The 18,358-nt window shown below is 61.8% G+C and carries 20 protein-coding genes and 2 pseudogenes; 9 read left to right on the top strand and 13 right to left on the bottom strand.

The features are described 5' to 3' along the window. Positions 1–3: 3 nt before the first annotated feature. The 4 genes from hpnD to GH665_RS21370 all read right to left on the bottom strand — a co-directional run bounded on the left by hpnD (position 4) and on the right by GH665_RS21370 (position 3,018). Positions 4–852 carry a presqualene diphosphate synthase HpnD gene (hpnD, locus tag GH665_RS21385; RefSeq protein WP_153138651.1) on the bottom strand — a complete coding sequence of 283 codons (849 nt, stop codon included), beginning with the start codon at positions 850–852 and terminating at the stop codon, positions 4–6. Between the two features lie 246 nt (positions 853–1,098). After that, positions 1,099–2,037 carry a sensor domain-containing diguanylate cyclase gene (locus GH665_RS21380; RefSeq protein WP_153138649.1) on the bottom strand — a complete coding sequence of 313 codons (939 nt, stop codon included), beginning with the start codon at positions 2,035–2,037 and terminating at the stop codon, positions 1,099–1,101. Then, positions 2,034–2,657 carry a chemotaxis protein CheC gene (locus GH665_RS21375; protein WP_153138647.1) on the bottom strand — a complete coding sequence of 208 codons (624 nt, stop codon included), beginning with the start codon at positions 2,655–2,657 and terminating at the stop codon, positions 2,034–2,036. Before GH665_RS21375 ends, GH665_RS21380 begins: the two co-directional genes overlap by 4 nt. Beyond that, positions 2,650–3,018, bottom strand: coding sequence for a response regulator (locus GH665_RS21370; RefSeq protein WP_028195969.1), 369 nt, complete (start codon positions 3,016–3,018; stop codon positions 2,650–2,652). The genes GH665_RS21375 and GH665_RS21370 overlap by 8 nt, the downstream gene beginning before the upstream one ends. A gap of 238 nt (positions 3,019–3,256) precedes the next feature. Between GH665_RS21370 and GH665_RS21365 the strand changes: the two genes are divergently transcribed. The 3 genes from GH665_RS21365 (at position 3,257) to GH665_RS21355 (ending at position 7,242) form a co-directional block, all read left to right on the top strand. Then, the gene (locus GH665_RS21365) at positions 3,257–3,568 is read left to right on the top strand and encodes a hypothetical protein (protein WP_153138645.1); all 312 of its coding nucleotides are present in this window, start codon (positions 3,257–3,259) and stop codon (positions 3,566–3,568) included. Between the two features lie 141 nt (positions 3,569–3,709). Continuing rightward, complete coding sequence (locus tag GH665_RS21360) at positions 3,710–5,998, top strand: hybrid sensor histidine kinase/response regulator (RefSeq protein ID WP_153138643.1); 2,289 nt, start codon at positions 3,710–3,712, stop codon at positions 5,996–5,998. Positions 5,999–6,210: 212 nt separating this feature from the next. Further along, positions 6,211–7,242, top strand: a complete 1,032-nt coding sequence (locus GH665_RS21355; protein ID WP_153138641.1) for a hypothetical protein — start codon at positions 6,211–6,213, stop codon at positions 7,240–7,242. Positions 7,243–7,326: 84 nt separating this feature from the next. Here GH665_RS21355 and GH665_RS21350 read toward each other — a convergent pair whose 3' ends face one another. The 4 genes from GH665_RS21350 to GH665_RS39455 all read right to left on the bottom strand — a co-directional run bounded on the left by GH665_RS21350 (position 7,327) and on the right by GH665_RS39455 (position 9,406). Continuing rightward, on the bottom strand, positions 7,327–7,881 hold the full coding sequence (locus GH665_RS21350) for an NADPH-dependent FMN reductase (RefSeq protein WP_153138639.1): 555 nt from the start codon (positions 7,879–7,881) through the stop codon (positions 7,327–7,329). A 277-nt stretch (positions 7,882–8,158) separates the two neighbouring features. Next, entirely contained in the window at positions 8,159–8,395 is a 237-nt protein-coding gene (locus GH665_RS21345; protein ID WP_235430118.1) for a DUF6723 family protein, read from the bottom strand. Positions 8,396–8,439: 44 nt separating this feature from the next. Then, positions 8,440–8,724, bottom strand: a complete 285-nt coding sequence (locus tag GH665_RS21340) for a hypothetical protein (protein WP_153138637.1) — start codon at positions 8,722–8,724, stop codon at positions 8,440–8,442. A 550-nt stretch (positions 8,725–9,274) separates the two neighbouring features. Then, the gene (locus GH665_RS39455; RefSeq protein WP_256737959.1) at positions 9,275–9,406 is read right to left on the bottom strand and encodes a hypothetical protein; all 132 of its coding nucleotides are present in this window, start codon (positions 9,404–9,406) and stop codon (positions 9,275–9,277) included. A gap of 474 nt (positions 9,407–9,880) precedes the next feature. Between GH665_RS39455 and GH665_RS21335 the strand changes: the two genes are divergently transcribed. After that, entirely contained in the window at positions 9,881–10,489 is a 609-nt protein-coding gene (locus GH665_RS21335) for an RNA polymerase factor sigma-70 (RefSeq protein ID WP_028195975.1), read from the top strand. After that, the gene (locus tag GH665_RS21330; protein ID WP_153138634.1) at positions 10,476–10,679 is read left to right on the top strand and encodes a zf-HC2 domain-containing protein; all 204 of its coding nucleotides are present in this window, start codon (positions 10,476–10,478) and stop codon (positions 10,677–10,679) included. The genes GH665_RS21335 and GH665_RS21330 overlap by 14 nt, the downstream gene beginning before the upstream one ends. Before the next feature lie 93 nt (positions 10,680–10,772). Here GH665_RS21330 and GH665_RS21325 read toward each other — a convergent pair whose 3' ends face one another. Together GH665_RS21325 and GH665_RS21320 are read right to left on the bottom strand one after the other, a co-directional pair. Then, positions 10,773–11,063, bottom strand: a complete 291-nt coding sequence (locus GH665_RS21325; RefSeq protein ID WP_153138632.1) for a DUF1272 domain-containing protein — start codon at positions 11,061–11,063, stop codon at positions 10,773–10,775. A gap of 139 nt (positions 11,064–11,202) precedes the next feature. Beyond that, positions 11,203–12,579 (bottom strand): GntT/GntP/DsdX family permease, encoded by a 1,377-nt coding sequence (locus tag GH665_RS21320; RefSeq protein ID WP_153142222.1) that lies wholly within the window; start codon positions 12,577–12,579, stop codon positions 11,203–11,205. Positions 12,580–12,804: 225 nt separating this feature from the next. On the opposite strand from GH665_RS21320, the gene GH665_RS21315 reads away from it, so the two are divergent. After that, a complete protein-coding gene (locus GH665_RS21315; RefSeq protein WP_153138630.1) occupies positions 12,805–13,788 on the top strand; it encodes a sulfonate ABC transporter substrate-binding protein in 984 nt (327 codons plus the stop codon). Between the two features lie 34 nt (positions 13,789–13,822). Here GH665_RS21315 and arsC read toward each other — a convergent pair whose 3' ends face one another. Next, positions 13,823–14,182, bottom strand: a complete 360-nt coding sequence (gene arsC, locus GH665_RS21310; RefSeq protein WP_153138628.1) for an arsenate reductase (glutaredoxin) — start codon at positions 14,180–14,182, stop codon at positions 13,823–13,825. A 222-nt stretch (positions 14,183–14,404) separates the two neighbouring features. Further along, the gene (locus GH665_RS21305; protein ID WP_153138627.1) at positions 14,405–14,725 is read right to left on the bottom strand and encodes a hypothetical protein; all 321 of its coding nucleotides are present in this window, start codon (positions 14,723–14,725) and stop codon (positions 14,405–14,407) included. 481 nt (positions 14,726–15,206) lie between these two features. On the opposite strand from GH665_RS21305, the gene parA reads away from it, so the two are divergent. The 3 genes and pseudogenes from parA to GH665_RS21295 all read left to right on the top strand — a co-directional run. Then, entirely contained in the window at positions 15,207–15,869 is a 663-nt protein-coding gene (gene parA, locus GH665_RS21300) for a ParA family partition ATPase (protein ID WP_028195981.1), read from the top strand. A gap of 24 nt (positions 15,870–15,893) precedes the next feature. Continuing rightward, positions 15,894–16,002 (top strand): annotated as a pseudogene (locus tag GH665_RS39665) (ParB/RepB/Spo0J family partition protein); the annotation flags it as partial. A gap of 65 nt (positions 16,003–16,067) precedes the next feature. Continuing rightward, a pseudogene (locus GH665_RS21295) lies at positions 16,068–16,937 on the top strand (ParB/RepB/Spo0J family partition protein); the annotation flags it as partial. Positions 16,938–17,011: 74 nt separating this feature from the next. Here the strand turns inward: GH665_RS21295 and GH665_RS21290 are convergent. Then, on the bottom strand, positions 17,012–18,358 hold a 1,347-nt coding region (locus GH665_RS21290; RefSeq protein ID WP_153138623.1), incomplete at its 5' end, for a replication initiation protein.

Raw genomic sequence — 18,358 nt, 5'->3', positions numbered from 1 at the left:
AGCTCAGAAGAGCGCGTAACGCGCGACGATCCACAGCATGCGCAGTTTCGGCTTGCTGACCTTCGTACGCGGAATATCGAAACCGCGCTCGAGCGTTCGTTCGAGCAGCACGCGATAGACACCCGACATGATGCGCGGCGCACGCACGTGGTTGCGCGGCTCGCGATCCATGATCGCGTCGGAAGCGGCGAAATGTTCCTTGGCCCGCTCGGCGAGCGTGGCGCAAATACGCGGCAGCGACGGATCGTCGGCGATCTGCGTGGGGCTCGTCACGGCGATGCCCTCGCGCGCCAGCAATTCGTGCGGCAGGTAGCAGCGGTTGATGCCGGCGTCTTCGTCGATGTCGCGCAGGATATTGGTCAGTTGCAACGCGCGGCCCAGATGGTGCGCGAGCAGATGGCCCGGCTCTTCCTGCATCCCGAATATCCTCACCGATAGACGGCCCGCCGCACTGGCGACCCGGTCGCAGTACAGGTCGAGCGTAGCCTCGTCGGGGGCGCAAATGTCGGCGGCGGCATCCATCGCCATGCCGTCGATCATCGCGTGAAAATCTTCGCGTTGCAGGTGAAACGTATGAATGTGCCGCGTCAGCGCGCGCAAGGACGCGCGCGGTGCGCCGGCATAGCACGCGTCGATGTCGGCGCGCCAGCGCTCGAGCGCGGCGGCGCGTTCGGCGCGCGGCAGATCGCTGTCGGCGATATCGTCGACAGCGCGGCAAAAGGCGTAGACCTGATACATCGCATCGCGCTGCGCGGCCGGCAGGATGCGCATCGCGAGATAAAACGAGCTGCCGGACGTGGCGGCAGCGGCGTCGATTTCTGTATCGTCCACGACAAGATTGGAAACAGCCAAGACGATCTCCGCTGGAGGCGCCCGCTGAAAGGCGTTCAAGAAGTTTTAATGCCTACTGCGCAACGCAGACGGCCCGCGCGCGCGGACACGCGCGAAACACCCGGCAGGGATGCCGGAAACGGCGAAAAGTATAACAACGTTTGTGAGATGCCGCAGTTTCGGGGGTGAATAAGGGCCGGAAGCAGGGCCGGGCGCCTGGTGGCAAGCCTTCCCGCCAGGCGCCGCGCGCCGGCATGACCGGAAAACTCAGGAGAAAGCCACCGAGCGGTTGCGTCCCTGTCGTTTCGCGCTATAGAGCGCAGCGTCGGCTTCGTTGATGAGCACGTCGTACGCCGGCACGCCCGCGCGCGCCGCCGCGCCGCCGACGCTGGCCGTCACCGGCACGCTCGTGCCCTGCACTTCGACCGGCGTGTCGGCGATCGTGCAACGAATCTTTTCCGCGACCCGCATGGCGTCTTCGAGAGGCGTACACGGTAGCAGCAACGCAAATTCCTCGCCGCCGAAGCGCCCGAACGTATCCTGCGCGCGCACCACCTCGGCGACCCGCTGCGCCATCACGCGCAACACCGTATCGCCAACGCCGTGGCCAAACTGGTCGTTGATTTTCTTGAAGTGGTCGAGATCGAACAGCAGGACGGACATCTCGCCGCCATAGCGCTGCCAGCGCGTGTACTCATCGCGCAGGCGCGCTTCGAAGTAACGCCGGTTGGCGATCCCCGTCAACCCGTCGCGGTCCGCGTATTCCTGCAGCTTGGCTACCGCTTCTTCCCGTTCGCGCTGCACGATGCTGACGTGCGTGACATCGGAGATGGTCACGCACACGGCCACCACCTCGCGATCGCGCATCAGCGGCATGAACGTGAGGTCCTGCTGCATGAAATCGACGCCGCCGGTAATCGGCCGGTCGTGATCGAACTTGAAGAGATAGGGGCGCTGCTCCCACGAACTGAACGCGAAGCTGCCGAGCTGAAATACGCTTTCGATCTTGCGCGACAGCCACACGCGCGGCAATTCCGGAAAATTCGCGAACAGCGATTTGCCGACCACCTGTTCCGGCGACAACCCGCTGTGGTCCTGCATGAAGCGGTTCCACATCAGCACCTTCATCTCGCGATCGAGCACGAAGATGCCGAAACCCACACGTTCGACAACCAGATCGCTCAACGAGTCCACAGGCACATTCATAAGCTGGACAGCAACTCGTCGAGCGCCTCGTTCATATGGCGGATCGACTCTTCGGCCATCAGCATCACGAGGTGCGCGCGGAAGCTCTGATCCTCGAGCGCAAAGTTGACCTCGACCAGCAGCGCGACTTCCCATTGCAGGACGCCGGGCTGGAATACGTCGTCGAGCGTCATTGCTTCACCGAGCAGGCCCGGCGCGGAGAACACCGGCGTGCGGCCGAGCTGGTCGAGAATGCACGAGACACACGCGCCCGTCAGCACGTTCGCGACGTCGAACACGAGTTCCTGCTGGCTCACCGCCTCGTAGCTCGAGCGCGAATAGGGATCGCTCACCAGCGCACACAACTGGTCGATGCTGTCGCTGCGGCAGATCACCAGCGCTTCGCCCTTGATGTCGGAACGAAAACCCTGACGCACCGCGCTCACCGTGTCCTCGATCCCGGTCATCTCGCGCAGCGCCGCTGCCGCCTGGCTCACCGCCACCACCTTCACGCGCGGTACCGACAATTCGATAAACGCATCGAGCAGACGCGCAAGACGCGTCGCGGCCTGGCCCATCGCCAGATTGGCGACCTCCTGCAGCGCGTCGCGCCGGTCTTCGGTGAGGACTGGCTCAGACATACAACCCGTACTCCTTGAGGATGGGTAGTACCGCCTCGGGCGTCACGGGCTTGGCGATGAATGCGGCGGCGCCGAGCGCGCGCACGCGCGACTGGGCCATCGGTTGAACATCGGCGGAAACGACAATGACGAAGGTGTTCAGGTCCTCATGCTGCAAGGCTTCCAGCACCTGATAGCCGGTCATGTCCGGCATCGTCAGATCGAGGAACATCACCGACGCCTTGCCTTCGCGATACAGGCCGAGCGCTTCGCGCCCGTTCGTCGCGTAGGACACGTCGACATCCCAGTCCGGCGGCAATGCCTTGGTGAGCACCTTGCGGGCAAGCAATGAATCGTCGGCGATCACAATGGGCAAAGGCATGGGCGGGTCGGTAAGCAGAATAAGCTCTTGCGCGTTAACGGCGGATAGAGTCAGTTTCTTTAGCGCGCAGTCTGTCGACTAGCGGTAAAGCGAGCTGAAGCTTGCGAGAATGCAGCTTGCAAACGAGCGGGGAGAGAGCGCACTGCGGCGCTTTTGACGGAAGCCGTGGGCGCGCATGGATGCGTGCAAGCACGGTGGACGACGGCTATGACCGGCATGTTCGAAGCCTACCCCGTAGATGAATCCGCGCGGCTTCACGGATCGGGCTGGTCCCCTTGCCGCGCGCCTGATTCCGCGAACGCCTTCGGTCACGCGTTGTGCGCGTTGTCTGGCGGCCCTCGCGGTAGATGCATCCGAACATGGCGGACACATTATTTGTGATGACGGCGATTTTCGAAGTAAAACGGCGGAAAGGCAATACGCCAATTTCGCTTTGATTAAAGAGATTTTCCCATTAGACACTACTTATGAAAATATTTTTGTAGATTTCGAAGGCTTTCTTTTACATTTATACTTTTGTGTACGTTTGCGCTTCTCGATTTGTCACTGATTCAAACGGCAGACAAATCATGGCGCGACCATGAGTCACAGATACCCGGCCTGCCGCTACCTGTCTATGCTTTTTGTATGAAACCGATTTTCGGCCCGATTTCTGGCCCTTTCGTCCCGAACGACCTTCGCGTTATCGACCATGACACCTGACCGGTTCGACCCGCCCGAAGCGAGCCGCAGCCCCGCTAGCCGCCAGGACGAGGCGCGTTTCCCGGCCGTGCCGGAGCAGAATTTCCACGTCCGCCGCATCACGCTGATCGCGTTGTTGATCACTGCCATTGTGCTGCCGTGCGTGTACGTCGCGGCAATGGCGTTCAGCGATCTGCGCACCCGCATGGCCGACGCGACCGACGTGACGCTGCGCACCGTGCGCGTGGCGGAAGAACACGCGCTGAAAGTGTTCGACATGAACGAGACGCTGGACGCGCGCGTCGTGGATCTGACGCAAGGTCTGGACGACAACGGCGTGCGCGCCCAGGAAGGCGAGATTCACGAGAAGCTGCGTACGATGGGCGGCGGCTACCCGCAGGTCGCGGCCGTATCGATTTTCGGCCACGAGGGCGACCTGCTCGCCACCAGCCGTTTCTATCCCGCTCCAGTGCTGTCCGTTGCCGAGCGCGACGATTTCGTCGGCATTCGGGACGGCAAGAGCCTCGAGCATGTCTCGAAGGTGATGGCGGGACACGTGACGGGCGAACAGCTATTCAATACCGGCGTGGAGCGTCGCGCCGCCGACGGCTCGTTTGGCGGGGTCGTGTCGGTCGCGCTGCGGCCCAGCTATTTCGACGCGTTCTACCGCGAACTGCTCGGCGGCAACGGCAGCACGCCGATGACCATGAGCCTGCTGCGCGCCGACGGCGCAATCCTCGCGCACTATCCGCGCCGCCTCGGCGAGCCGCTCGCGATAGGAGCGGCTTCGCCACTGGCTGAAGCACTGGCGCAGGGGCGGCGAGCCGGCGTCGTACGGATGCATTCCGACATCGACGGCGACAACGTGATCCTCGCGTTCCGGCGTGTGGGCGCCTATCCGCTCTACGTGTCGTGCGCCTATCGCACCGCGGCGATCTGGGCCGCCTGGTACCGGCACCTGAGCGTGCTGATCCTGTCGATGTTCACGCCGTCCATCGTGCTGTGGTGTGTCATCTGGCTATCGCTGCGCCGCCTTGGCGCCGAAGAAGAGGCGTGGGAGCGCTGGCAGGCCGAAGCCTCGATGCGCCGCTCGATCGAATCCGCGTATCGCCAGTCGCGCAAGATGGAGGCGCTCGGCAACCTGGTCGGCAGCGTGGCGCACGATTTCAACAACCTGCTCATGGTCGTTTCGGCCAACGTGCAGATCGCCCGGCGGCGCGGCACGCCGGGGCTCGACCGCGAGTTGTCGGCGATCGAGCGGGCACTCAAGAGCGGCCAGTCGCTTACCCGGCAATTGCTCGGCGTCGCGCGCAAGCAGCCGTTGCGCAGCGAGACGCTGGCGCTCGAGCGCTGGCTGCCGGCCTGCCGCGAACTGCTGCGCGCGTCGCTCGGCGCGAAGATTTCGCTGGTGATCGACATCGGCGTCAATATCTGGCCGATGCGTGTCGACGTCGCCGAGCTCGAACTGGCGCTGATCAACGTCGCCGTGAACGCGCGCGACGCCATGCCCAACGGCGGCCGCTTCACCGTTCGAGCCGCCAACATCACCTTCCGCCGTGAAGAAGGCTTTCCACTGACTGGCGACTTCGTGCAGCTCTCGCTCGAGGACACCGGCGGCGGCATGCCGCCTGAAGTGCTCGCACGCGCCTTCGAACCGCTTTACACGACGAAGCCCACCGGCATGGGCACCGGTCTCGGACTGCCGCAGGTTTTCGCCTTCTGTGAGCGTTCCGGCGGCCTTGCCGCGATCGACAGCGCAATCGGTGCGGGCACCTCGGTGCGGCTCTATCTGCCGCGCGCCACGGCCGAGCCCGAGGCCGAAGTGCCGGCCGAAACGGGCGTCGAGGAAAGCAGCTCGCCGCCCGGCTTGCGCATTCTGCTGGTCGAGGACAACGATGAAGTGGCCGCCGGCACCGAAGCCCTGCTGCAGATGATGGGCCACCAGGTCACGAGCGTGTTCAACGCCGACACCGCACTGCGCCTGTTCGACGACGCCCACGCGAAGCAGGCACGCACCGGCAGGCCGCTGCCCTTCGATCTGGTGCTGTCGGACATCCACATGCCCGGCACGATGAACGGTATCGACCTTGCCGAAGCCGTGCTGGCTTTCGACACCCGGCTGCAGGTCATTCTGGTCACCGGCTACGCGGAAGAACTCGACCGCGCGCGGCATGTGAACGTACGGGTGCTCTCCAAACCTTTCGATATCGCGCTACTGGAAACGCTCCTGCAAGATATTCAGCGCGATCTGGCGCAAACGGGCGCCGATCCGGCCGCGGCGTCGCATCCGGCCGGGTAAATCCAGGCGGGTCAGCGCCGCCATCAATTACCAGCGCTTGTAAAAGCGCAGTAGCGGTACGCCGCAGTTTCCACCTACGCCAATCGGCGTCGACGGCCAGCAGCAGGCGCGCGGGACCATCCTGCGGGCCCGGCATGATCGTTGCGACGTTTCTGAAGGAGGCCGACGCGCTCTTGCGCCGTCTGTTCCAGCAAAACCGTCGGGAGGCAGCTATGCGACACACTGTGATTGGTTTATTCGAGACCTATTCTCAAGCGGAAACCGCGCGCGACACGCTCGTGCAAACTGGTTTTGCACGCGAAACGATCGAGTTGCAAGCCAATCCGGAACCGTCCGTCGACTCCGCGACCGAGGAGGTCGCCAGTTCGGGCGTGCTCGCCAATATCGAGCGCTTTCTTTCAAGCCTGTTTGCTGCCGGCCCGCGCGCGCCGGACACGGCCCGTTACGCTGAAGCCGTGCGCCGCGGCGCTGTGCTGGTCTGTGTGAACGCGGCCAGCGAATCGCACGCGGAACTCGCTCGCAATACCTTGAATAGGCTGGGCGCAACCGACATTGGCGAGCGCTCGCCCGATTGGGACACACCATCGGAATCGAGTCGCGATCATTCGATACTCGACGAACTCGGCATCGGCGCGGTGACGCCCGGCACGCCGCATACATCGAGCGTTGCGACGCCCGGCGTAGCGACGCCCGGCGTCGATGCGCCCCGTTCAACCGTGCGGCCTGCCGATCCGGACGATACGCTCTATCCGCCGCCGCTCATGGGCACCGACGCGGAGCCGTTCATCCCGCCATCGCTCGCCGAGCGGCCGCTGCACGACCCGCTTAACCTGCCCGCCGATCCGCTGGCCGACGATGCAGGACGCACCGCGATTGCCGCCGGTTCGATGCCGGGCTCAGGCGCGATCTTGCAACCCGCCGAAGTGGTTCCCGAAACGGGGCAGCCAACTGCGGGTTTGGGCAACCAGATCCCGAACGAGTACCTGGAATACGAAGAGGATTTCCGCGCTCACTACGACGAGCAATACGCTGCCGAGAGTTCGCGCTATGAAGATTACGCGCCGGCCTATCGCTACGGCGCGGAGATCGGCCGCGACACGAATTATCACGACCGGCAGTGGGACGACATCGAACCGGAAGCCCGGCGTCATTGGGAAACCACCTCAGCGGACAGCACGTGGGAGCGCTTCAAGCTCGCTGTGCGTCATGGTTGGGAAAGAGTGACGGGGCATCACCACGTCTAAGCGGATGCAGGGGCAGCGCCGGCGTACCGTGAGCTCACGGACAACGGCGGCGCGGCCCTTCTGGGCGTGTACGCGGACGGGCCGTCAGGCAGCGGTCTGACGTTTGACCCACGCGACGTAGCGATCGACAAACGTCTGCAGGAACTGGCGGGTGCCGTCGTTCAGGATCTCGCCTTTCTCGTTGATGGCCGACGCGTCGTGCTTGATGAACATTTCGGGCTGGGCAAGCGTAGCCACGTCGAGATAGGCCAGCACGTTGCGCAGATGCTGTTGCGCCAGCGCCGTGCCGGTTGCGCCAAGCGAGGTGCCGAGCACGGCACCGGGCTTGTTGCCCCACGAATTGGTGCCCCACGGCCGCGAGCCCCAGTCGAGTGCGTTCTTCAGGACGCCCGGTATGGAGCGGTTGTACTCGGGCGTGACAAACAGCAGGCCGTCAGCGGCTTCGACGCGCTGCTTCAGGTGTTTGGCAACTTCGGGATAGTCGGCGTCGTAATCCTGGCTATAAAGCGGCAAGGTGCCAATATCGATGAATTCGAACGTGAAGTCCGCGGGCGCAAGTGAAATCACGGCTTGCGCCAACTGGCGGTTGAACGACTCGCGGCGCAGGCTGCCGACAACGACTGCGATGTGATAGGCCATGTTCGCTTCCTTAAAGTAAGGCGCTCGACGCGCGAAAGGGTACGAACTGTCCATCATAGGCAAAAGCCGCGCGAGATGGCGGCGACGAGTATAAAAACGGCAGCTTTCAGCAGCGCGGACCACCGTCCCGAAAATTACAGGCGGTGGATAACCCGGTAGCACCTAAAGTTATCCACAGATTCACTGAATAACCTTGTGGATAACTGGTACTTTTGCCTTGTCAATCAAGCATGCTTTCGGCCTAGGACGATTTGAGGCAAACGCGTGTTTGTCACCGTCATTCCGGCACGGCGATATCGCCATCCACGAGTTGCCAGCCATACGTCTCGGCAAACGACTGGGCTGCGTCGGCCGTTTCGAAGAACGGCATGTCCGCGTGCCCCCGAAACGGGTAGATCACGCGCTCGTCGCTCAGCCGGATCACTTTCAGCGTCGGCACCGTCCCGCTGGAGGTTCGACGCGACGACACCGCGACCTGATAGTTCGCGCGGCCGGTCAACGGCGGGGAATTCACGCCCTGCGAGCGCCTGGAAACATGACTTGCCATCGGCGCGCGCATCAAAGGCCGGCGATCGACTGGCCGACAACCATGCCGTCGATCACCCGTTCCGCGTAACTTGTCGACGCAATCCGCGCGTCGCCGGCCGCGCCAAACGGCGAACGGCTCGGCACGTGAAAGACACGGCTGCTGGTCAAGGTGTCGTCGGTGCCGCGCCGGCAGATTCGCACGGCGGCGTCGAAGCCCGCATCGTAGTGGCGGGCGCCGTCGGGAGAGCGCGGCTGGTGTGGATAAACCAGCGGATAAATCTCAAGGCCCCGATAGCTTCTGATCGTATTGTTCATGGTGGTCGTCTCCGGTGAAGGATCTCGCCTGGAACGTGTTATGGATGGGCGGCGTGACGCCGGGCGAGTCGCGGCGTTGCAGCGGAAGATACGGTGCTGATCGGCGATGCGCATGACGAGCGGCCACTTGGCCAGGCCACGCCGACGACATCGCAAAACAGGGTAGAAGGAAAGGACCCTGTTCGATTCAGGGCGCTGTGATGAGAGGCAGATGCCTGAGGGACTGCGCAAGACGCGCAGGAGAACTGCAAGCTGTTGGGCCACTGTAACACGTTAGAAGCGTGAGCATTAGACGCATTTGCGTGCCGGGCGCGGGTGTTGCTTCGGAGTGCCGGGTATTGTGTACCGCTTTGCGTTTCGCGATGCTCATACGGCGATGCAGTGGGTCTTTGCCAGGCTCCGCCGATACCTTGCACGCACGCGTCAAACGTCTCGAGATTATTGAATACGAAAAAAGGGCGCCCTTATCGGCGCCCCTTTTTTGGCTTCGAGAATCTGTCTCGTCAGCGGACTCGCGCTGGACATGTGTCCAGCTGCGTTCTTCAGACGATTAGTTGCCGAAGAACACGTTGCAGTACGATGCCGGGCCGTTGCATTGAGCCGGCGCGGCGGCCTGAGCGGCGCCCGAAGCAGCGGCAAACAGGGCGACGGAAGCGATCAGGGCGGTAAGAATGCGTTTCATGGTGTAGCTCCTCTTCAGTGCGTTGGTGTGCGATCGGATGCGATCGATGGACTGAAGAATAGCGATTCAGTGTCCGCATAAAAACACCGAAGAGAAGAAGACTTTTTTTCAAATATTGAAATAATTCAGGTGCGCATTTAATGTGGATCTGCGACCTGCTTTGACGCGTACCTGACTGCACATCTCATCCATACGCCCAACCTTGCAAGTTGTCACCGGAGCGTAGATTTCATTTTGCGCAATAATGTTTTTTGCTTTCATCAGTCCAGTCATAAACTCCGTCGCGGCACGACTAAGCTCATCAGGTCATCGCTTGCCGGCGGGCACATGTTCAATACCAATTCGCTTGCGCAGCAACCTGCGGGAGAATGGCGCACACATCAGGGTACTGCGCGAGGAAACTCACCCGCCTATGAACTGCAACGATTCAGAAGAAAACGTGCTGCAACCGCAAGCGCGGCGACGGAGCCTGCCATGGCGCAAGTAAGCGGGCCGGCGCTCGACGATCCCGTCTACCTGACGCAACTGCGGCGCGACCTGGTGCGCTTCGCCCGCTTGCAACTGCGCGATGCCGCTGCCGCCGAAGACGCCGTCCAGGAGGCTCTCGCCGCTGCCTGGACGCAAGCCGACCGGTTTGCCGCGCAATCGGAACACAAGACGTGGGTGTTCGGCATCTTGCGGCACAAGCTTGTCGACACTTTGCGCGCCCGGCAGCGCACAGTGAACCTGTCAGCGCTGGAATCCGAAATCGATGGCGAAGCGCTGCTCGATCGCGAGCTCTTCAAGGACAACGGCCACTGGTCACGCGAAGCCAAGCCCCAGCCGTGGCCGACGCCGGAAACCGCGCTACGTCAGCAGCAATTCTGGACCTTGTTCGAGATGTGTCTGGATCACCTGCCCGAACACATCGGGCGCGTATTCATGATGCGCGAATTTCTCGATCTCGACACCGAGGCGATCTGCGCCGAATTGCAGATGACCGCCAATCACTGCAGCGTACTGATCTATCGCGCGCGCCTGCGCCTGCGCACTTGCCTGAGCGAAAAAGGCCTATCCAGAGAGGATGCGAATGGGGAAGTGTAAGAACATCACGCGCCTGCTGTCGGACGCGCTCGACCGCCGTTTGACGACCGGCGAATGGGTCGCGATCCGGCTGCATCTGCCCACCTGCAGCGGCTGCCGCAATTACCGCAAACAGATCCGCCTGTTGCGCGTGGCAGCGCATACGGTGAGCGGGATCGCGACACCGGGGACAGGCGGCGGCGACGACTGAAACGGCGCCGGAATCTGGACGGCGCGTCGAGCAATAGCGTGACGGGCCGCGTTGAGGGCGGTGCATGGAACCCGCCCTCAACGCCAGGCTTGTTTAGCGCTCGCCGGGCGATGTGTTCCGATAGCGCTCGAAAAAGCTCGCGTGCGCTGCTTCGTCGACGGAAACGGGATGCGCGGTGGCGCCGGCCGGATGTTTGGCCAACTGCGCACGCGTGCGGATCGGCCGATGCTGGAAATTGCCGCCGCAGTTCGGGCACACGTTGCGCAACACGCTGAGTGCACACACTTCGCAAAAGGTGCATTCGTACGTGCAGATCATCGCGTCAGGTGCGTTTGGCGGCAATGATTTGCCGCACCCTTCGCAGGACGGTCTCAGTTCAAGCATGGTGGCTCCAAGTCGGCGGGGAACGAGGTGCGGGACTGCGCCTCGCCTATTTCGAAGCAGTGTAAGCGGACCAGGTCACGTGGAATTGACAGCCGGGCGTCAATTCCTGCCACCGTTGCGTGCATCTCCATGCAAAAACTCAGGTCAGCACGGTCCACAACGCGAACGTCAAGACGAGGCCGACGACGGAAACGATCGTCTGCAGCACCGACCAGACCATCACCGTCTGTTTCAATTGCAACCCGAAGTACTCGCGCACCATCCAGAAGCCCGCATCGTTCACGTGGCAGAAGAACACGGAACCGGCCCCGATCGCGAGCGCCATCAACGAATTGTGCGTCGCGCTGAGACCCGCGACGACCGGCGCGACGATACCCGCGGTCGTGGTGGTCGCCACCGTCGCGGAGCCGGTAGCTTGCCGCAGCGCGACCGCAATCAGCCACGCCAGCAGAATCAGCGGCACATGCGCGCCGACTGCGATCTTGCCGATCGTCGTGCTGATGCCGGCCACCACGAGCGCCTGCTTGAGGCCACCGCCCGCGCCGATGGTCAGCAGCAGCGCGGCGATCGGCGGCAGGCTTTTGCGCAGAATGCCGCCGACCCGGTCGCGCGCCATGCCCCGTGACCAGCCCAGCGCCACCACCGCGAACAGCACGGTGAGGCCGAGCGCGACCAAGGGCTCACCGAGAAAATCGAGCACGTTGAACAGTACGGTCTCGGGTTGCAGCACCAGTTTGGCGACCGTGCGGCCTAACATCATCGCGACCGGCAGCAGGATCGTGATGAGTGAGATCGCGAAACTCGGCGGCTCACCGGTGTTTGGCGACGCGGTGAAAAGCTTGCCCATTTCTTCCGGCTCGACCACGTGCATCCGTTTCGACAGCCAGATGCCGTAGAGCGGGCCCGCGAGAATGACCGCGGGAATCGCGACGATCAGGCCAAGACCGAGCGTCAGACCGAGATCGGCATGCAATGCGCTCACGGCAATCAGCGGCCCCGGATGCGGCGGCAGCAGGGCGTGCAGCGTGGTCATGCCGGCAAGCGCGGGAATCGCAATCCGCAGGATCGGCTGCTGCGAGCGGCGCGCCATCACGAAGATGATCGGCACCATCATCACCAGGCCGACTTCAAAGAAGAGCGGCAAGCCGACGATGATCGCCACCAGCGCCATCATCCACGGGAGCGTGCGAGGTGTGGAATGTTTGAGGATAGTCGAGACGAGTCGGTCGGCCGCGCCTGATTCCGCCATCAGCGCGCCGAGCATGGCCCCAAGCGCGATGATGATGCCGACGTCCCCGAGCAGCGCGCCAGCGCCTTTGCTGAATGCGCTGGCCACCGCTTCCAGCGGCAACCCGGCCGAAAAGCCTGCCGCGAACGTGCCGACCAGAATCGAGAGAAACGGCGCAAGCTTCAGCACGCTGATGAAAACGATGATCAGTGCGAGCCCGAGCACGCACGACAGGATCAGTTGAGTGTCGTGGGATGACCACGGCGCGAGTGTTGTCGTCAGATGCACGATGTCCCTTTTTTCGATTGACACAGCCGCGACTGCGTGCGGATGAAGGATTGTAGCGGGGCACGCCGACTCGACGCTGCGAGGCACGCAGGTAGGGATCGCAGATGTCTGGACTCTTCGACGTGATTTGCTTATGCAAATTTATCGGTTCGTCCAGGCTTGCAGACGAATTATCGTCGGAGGCAATCGGTCCGTTTTGCGTCCGTTTTCTGAACGAGCACTTTTATGTCCCGTCCTCTGCTGCTCAAGCGCCGCGCACTGATCGCCGGCGTGGGCGCCTCGCTGGCCGCCGCGGCCTTGCCTATTGTCTCGACATCCGTCTTCGCTGCGAATGTGCGTCCGAAGGAATTTCGCATCGGCTACCAGAAAGCAGCCAATACGCTCGTGTTGCTGAAGGCGCACGGCACGCTCGAGAAGCGGCTCGCGCCGCTGGGCATCACGGTCAAGTGGACAGAGTTTCCCGCCGGACCGCAATTGCTTGAAGGACTGAACGTCGGCGCAATCGACTTCGGTTATGTCGGCGAGGCGCCGCCGGTATTCGCGCAGGCGGCCGGCGCAAACTTCGTCTACACGGCTTATGAGATCCCGACGCCGCATGCGGAAGGCATCCTTGTACATCAGGACGCGCCAATCAAAACGCTAGCGGATCTGAAGGGCAAGAAGATCGCATTCAATAAAGGCTCGGATGTTCACTGGTTTCTGGTCGCCGCCTTGCAGAAGAGCGGCGTGAAGTACAGCGATATCCAGCCCGTCTTTCTGGCTCCCGCCGATGCGCGCGCGGCCTTCGAACGCGGGTCGATCGACGCATGGGCGATCTGGGATCCGTTCCTCGAGGCGGCAAAACGCCAATCGAACGCCCGCTTGCTTGCCGACGCCGAAGGTATCGTGAGCCACCATCAGTTCTTCCTGAGCGCGCGACCGTTCGCCGAGCAAAACGGCGACGTGCTCGCTATCGTGATGGACGAAGTAGGCAAAGAGGGGGCGTGGGTGCGCGGCCACTACAGTGAAGCAGCCGCCCAGCTTGCGCCGATTCAGGGGCTCGACGCAGGAGTGATCGAAGCGGGTTTGCGACACTACGCGCACGTCTACAAACCCATCGACGCGGACGTACTTGCCGAGCAACAACGTATTGCCGACACGTTTAGCGAATTGCGCATCATCCCGACGAAGATCGTGACGAAGGATGCTGCGTTACCTGCCAAGGCCTAGGGCAATTTTCACTTAGGCCATAGTGCTTAGGCGTCTAGGCAAATAGCGCTTCGACATTTTCCGGCGGGCGGCCAATCACGGCTCGCCCGTTCCGCACGACGATCGGTCGTTGCAGCAGGATCGGATGCTTTGCCAATGCTTCGTATAACTGAGCGTCACTCAGAGTGAGGTCGGAGAGATCGAGCGCTTTGTATTCGGCTTCGGTGTCACGGATCATCTCGCGGACTGAGCAACCCAACTGCGCGTTGAGTTGTTTGAGTTGCGCGACTGTGAGTGGCTGCTTCAAGTATTCGACAACTTCCGTTGGTTCGTTCGCGCTGTTGTAGGTGTTGGCAATCAGATCGCACGCGGCGCGAGATTTTGAGCAACGAGGGTTGTGGTAGATGGTGATCATGGTTGTTGAGTAGGTGGTGTTGGTATTGGGTGGCGTGACGCTTCTTGCGGAGATTCTAGCGGGTGCTGGAGGGGCAGGTGCACTGGGTGAGGCGGGTGTTGGGGTGACTGAGTTTCTCTTGGTTGGGACAGGCGCGTTGCCTGTTAGCGGCTCGGGGTAATCGGTTTATGCGCATAAAGTGCAGGTGGAAATTTGTCGTTACGTGACTGAGGACCGCATAGGTCACTCGGCGTAACGCTTCACTTCGTGTGCTGTGGTGGCCGGTCTCTGTGCATCAAAGCGGGGCTTCGCGCATCGCCAGTCCCAGTCCCAGTCCCAGTCCCAGTCCCAGTCCCAGTCCCAGTCCCAGTCCCAGTCCCAGTCCCAGATGCCGTGCCGTGCCGTGCCGTGCCGTGCCGTGCCGTGCCGTGCCGTGCCGTGCCGTGCCGTGCCGTGCCGTGCCGTGCCGTGCCGTGCCGTGCCGTGCCGTGCCGTGCCGTGCCGTGCCGTGCCGTGCCGTGCCGTGCCGTGCCGTGCCGTGCCGTGCCGTGCCGACAAAATCATACCGGTCCGCGTGGTCAACCCTCACTGCGGCAGCGACTCGACGTGTGGGCAGAGCGCAATGGGTTTATGCGCATAAAGATAACCGGGCGAACCGGCTCGCTGAACACGAAAGCGTCCCGCAGGTGAACCTCGCCGCCAGCAGCTGGGCCGCGCAAAAGCGCGATATGGCAAAACCAGATCTGGTTCATAAGGGCTGCGTCGAATCTGGATACGACGGACGCTATATCCGAGGGTGCCAGCCGCACTGTGCTCAACCGCGGCCACTTCACTTTTCGCCCCTTCATACCGTCTGACATCTCCCAGACGCCACCAGCTTGTTCCCACTGATCGCGCTTCATCGCTGCTGCGCTATCGCTCACCTTCTTTATGCGCATAAACCTATCCCGAACGGCTAATTCTTCTCGCGTTTACACAAAAACGATTGAAATGAGAATTCATCCAGGTAAAATCCATTTGCGTCTAAAAAGAGGAGGTTAAGATTGTGGCAGCAGAAATCATCGCGGTAACTCAGCAGAAGGGTGGGGTCGGAAAGAGCACAATCGCGATGCATCTCGGGGCTGCGTTCCATGAGAAGGGTAAGCGCGTCCTCGTCGTAGACGCAGATGGTCAAAACACGCTGATCCATTGGGCCAGCGCATCATCCGACGGCGAAACCGGCATCCCCTTTCCAGTTGTCAATCTCTCCGAAGCCGGCAGCCAGATCCATCGCGAGATCAAGAAATTCGTGGCTGACTACGACATCATCGTCGTCGACTGCCCGCCCTCCATCACCGAGAAAGTGTCCGGCGTCGTGCTGCTTGCAGCGAGCGTTGCGATCATGCCGACGTCGTCGTCGCCCGCCGACTATTGGTCAAGCGTCGGACTGGTGAAGCTCGTGCAACAAGCCCAAGTAATGAACGAGGACCTGCGCGCAGTCTTTCTGCTGAACAAGACCGAAGAGAAACGGATGCTGACGCGCGAACTGAAGCGCGCGTTGGAAGAACTCGGCTTCCCTCTGCTCAAGACCCAGATCCCAACGCGCGAAGCCTACAAACAGGCGATGGCGTTAGGGCAAACAGTGCTTCAGATGAACGATCGCGGCGCCAAGCTCGCCGCCATCGAAGTACGGGCGTGCGCCAACGAGATCGCAGCCCTGCTCCCTTGAATTTATGCGCATAAAGGACCCTGAATGAAACCCTCCCAATTCGCCAAAGGCTTTCAAGCACGTCCTGATACGACCAGCAGCGAAAAGCGAACCGCCCTCGACCGCCTGAATGCGATCGACGACATGGTCAAGACTGGCGATGTACCGAGCCGCACCATCCAGCCGGTGACGCCGCAGGAGGTCGCAGAAGTCGACGCTGCCGATACCGCCAATGAGTCAGCGGCCTATCGCGCGTGGCGGATCGAGCACGCATACCGTCCGGGCCAGGTGATCGAGTTGACGCTCAAAACGATCAAACCCAGCCCGTTCAACCCGCGCCATTTCTATCTGAAATCGTCGATTGCCGAGCTTGCTGTCAATCTGGCAAAGCAGGGACAGCAGCAGGCCATTCACGTCATTCCCGATTACGACAATCCCGGCACCTACTTCGTCAGCGACGGCGGCCGGCGTGTGCGGGCGCTTAAGGAAGCGAACAAGGAATCGGTGAAGGCAATCGTGATCGATCTGCCGATCGGCCTCGAAAGCTACAAGCTCGGCTATGACCTCAACGTCCAGCGCGACTCGCAGACGGTGTTCGACAACGCGGTCGTCTGGAAACGCTTCCTCGACGACCGGCATTTCCAGAGCCAGAAGGAGCTTGCCGAACATCTTGGCCTAGACGAATCGACCGTCGCCGTGGCGCTGTCGATTGCAAAGCTGCCCGAGGCGGTAATGCATGAGATGGTCGCGAGGCCTGACCGCTTTGGTTCGAACATGGCGTATCAGGTGGGCCGCTATCACACTGCCCGCGGCGCCGAAGCCACGCTACGCCTGATCAACAAAATCCTCTCGGACGACCTGAGCACGCGACAAGTCGCGGACATCGTAAAGGGCAGGGCAAGCGCGCAGGAAAGTACCAAGCCGGCGGGGCGTCAGCGTTACGCGCAGCGTCTGGAAATCAAGCTTGGCGGAGTTGCTGTCGGCGACCTGAAATCGTATGGCGACGATCGAATCGAACTGCGCCTGAAGGGTCTTACGCGTGAAAAGCGTGACGACATTCTTCGTCAGATTGAGAAGATGCTGAAGTAGCAGAGCGGAAACTTTCCGCAGGGAAAAAAACGGCGGCGCACCAAAGTGCGCCGCCGTTTCTCTTGATGACCAGATTACGCCGCGCGCGATTGGCTCAGCGTGAAGGCGAGCAGATCGCCATCAGTGGGTTCGCCCCACGTTTTGCGAGCCAGCCAATCGAAGAACGCCGTGTCGACGATCTTCGAATCCAGCCCACGACGGCGCCAGTCGTCCCGCATATGGGTGCCGAGACCCGGCAACTCGTCGTCCTCAAATGACTTCCGGGCGATCTCCCGCTCGGACTCACCTTGCTCCTCGTAGAGCTCCCGCGCTTCCTTGCGGCGAACCGCCGAGTACTCGCCAAGCAGACGCGCTTTCAAGTCGTCTGCCGGCGCGGCCACTGCGGCCTTGCCGCCAGCGGACGGCAGCGCCTCGACCGGCGGTGCATAGCCCTTCTTCAACGCGTCCTTGAACAGAGCCGGTGCACTACGCACAGGCGGCAAAGACGTGCTGCGCATGCGTTGCTCGGTCATCTGCAGCGCCGCGCGAATCCGGTTTTCTTCGCTGTCGGCATACAGCGTTTGCGCTTCTTTCAACGGAATGCCGATCTTCACCATCCGGTCGACCAGGGTGCTATCGAACACATTCGGGTGCTCGTCGAGTGCAAGCATGGGCTGCTTGCGCTCGGTCACGCGGAACTGGATCTCGGCGACCCGCCGCCCTTCCCGGTGCTCGATCAATTCGACAAAGATGTTGGTGACCGCATTCACTTCGGCGATGGCGGGGCGCAAGTAATCGCGTTTGAAGTACTTGTACTCGCGCTTGGCCTCGTCGCCGGCTTCGGTATCGGGGGTGCCGGACAGGATAGGCCGCCACCATTCCCATGTCTCGCGCATCGTCAGATGGCTCGGATTAGTCAGGTAGCGAACGCAGATTTCGTAAAGGGCGAGACCCGCGCTACTGCGCAACTGGCTCTGGAACTGCAGACTCAGTCGCGCATACTGAACCGGATCGAGCAGTTTTTTCTTGATCTTGGGGGCGAACGAGAATTCCACCCAGACGCGGCGAGTAGTGGGATCCTCGAGAATTTCCGCGTCGGCAATCAACGTGGAGATACCCCATTTCCGGCCCGGCTTCTGGCTGGACGTGCCCGTGCTCCATTCGACCTGCACCGACACCATGCGCCGCAAGTGCTCCTTGACCAGTGCCGTGTCGTTCGAATCGAATGCCGAATTGGCGACGATGTCGGACAGCAAGGCCCGATAAGTGTCACCGGACTCGTCAGCTTGCTGAGCGACCGCAAGCAGAACGTTGAACAGCTTGCGGGTAAGGAGCGTGATCTTGCCGCTCTTGGGCTGGATAGCGATCGCCTCAACGGCCTTGCGTAATTCGGCCGAGCTCGGGCTGACTACATCTGTCTTCTTCGCGCGCTTCGTGGCCAT

The organism is Paraburkholderia agricolaris, from assembly GCF_009455635.1.
GTDB lineage: Bacteria > Pseudomonadota > Gammaproteobacteria > Burkholderiales > Burkholderiaceae > Paraburkholderia > Paraburkholderia agricolaris.
This window is presented reverse-complemented; position numbering and strand designations above follow the sequence as displayed.

What these genes read in the sequence shown, in the direction of transcription:
- GH665_RS21380 (WP_153138649.1), bottom strand. Translation starts at nt 2,037, where the DNA reads ATGAATGTGCCTGTGGACTCGTTGAGCGATCTGGTTGTCGAACGTGTG.
- GH665_RS21375 (WP_153138647.1), bottom strand. Translation starts at nt 2,657, where the DNA reads ATGTCTGAGCCAGTCCTCACCGAAGACCGGCGCGACGCGCTGCAGGAG.
- GH665_RS21370 (WP_028195969.1), bottom strand. Translation starts at nt 3,018, where the DNA reads ATGCCTTTGCCCATTGTGATCGCCGACGATTCATTGCTTGCCCGCAAG.
- GH665_RS21365 (WP_153138645.1), top strand. Translation starts at nt 3,257, where the DNA reads ATGAATCCGCGCGGCTTCACGGATCGGGCTGGTCCCCTTGCCGCGCGC.
- GH665_RS21360 (WP_153138643.1), top strand. Translation starts at nt 3,710, where the DNA reads ATGACACCTGACCGGTTCGACCCGCCCGAAGCGAGCCGCAGCCCCGCT.
- GH665_RS21355 (WP_153138641.1), top strand. Translation starts at nt 6,211, where the DNA reads ATGCGACACACTGTGATTGGTTTATTCGAGACCTATTCTCAAGCGGAA.
- GH665_RS21350 (WP_153138639.1), bottom strand. Translation starts at nt 7,881, where the DNA reads ATGGCCTATCACATCGCAGTCGTTGTCGGCAGCCTGCGCCGCGAGTCG.
- GH665_RS21340 (WP_153138637.1), bottom strand. Translation starts at nt 8,724, where the DNA reads ATGAACAATACGATCAGAAGCTATCGGGGCCTTGAGATTTATCCGCTG.
- GH665_RS39455 (WP_256737959.1), bottom strand. Translation starts at nt 9,406, where the DNA reads ATGAAACGCATTCTTACCGCCCTGATCGCTTCCGTCGCCCTGTTTGCC.
- GH665_RS21335 (WP_028195975.1), top strand. Translation starts at nt 9,881, where the DNA reads ATGGCGCAAGTAAGCGGGCCGGCGCTCGACGATCCCGTCTACCTGACG.
- GH665_RS21330 (WP_153138634.1), top strand. Translation starts at nt 10,476, where the DNA reads ATGGGGAAGTGTAAGAACATCACGCGCCTGCTGTCGGACGCGCTCGAC.
- GH665_RS21325 (WP_153138632.1), bottom strand. Translation starts at nt 11,063, where the DNA reads ATGCTTGAACTGAGACCGTCCTGCGAAGGGTGCGGCAAATCATTGCCG.
- GH665_RS21315 (WP_153138630.1), top strand. Translation starts at nt 12,805, where the DNA reads ATGTCCCGTCCTCTGCTGCTCAAGCGCCGCGCACTGATCGCCGGCGTG.
- arsC (WP_153138628.1), bottom strand. Translation starts at nt 14,182, where the DNA reads ATGATCACCATCTACCACAACCCTCGTTGCTCAAAATCTCGCGCCGCG.
- GH665_RS21305 (WP_153138627.1), bottom strand. Translation starts at nt 14,725, where the DNA reads ATGATTTTGTCGGCACGGCACGGCACGGCACGGCACGGCACGGCACGG.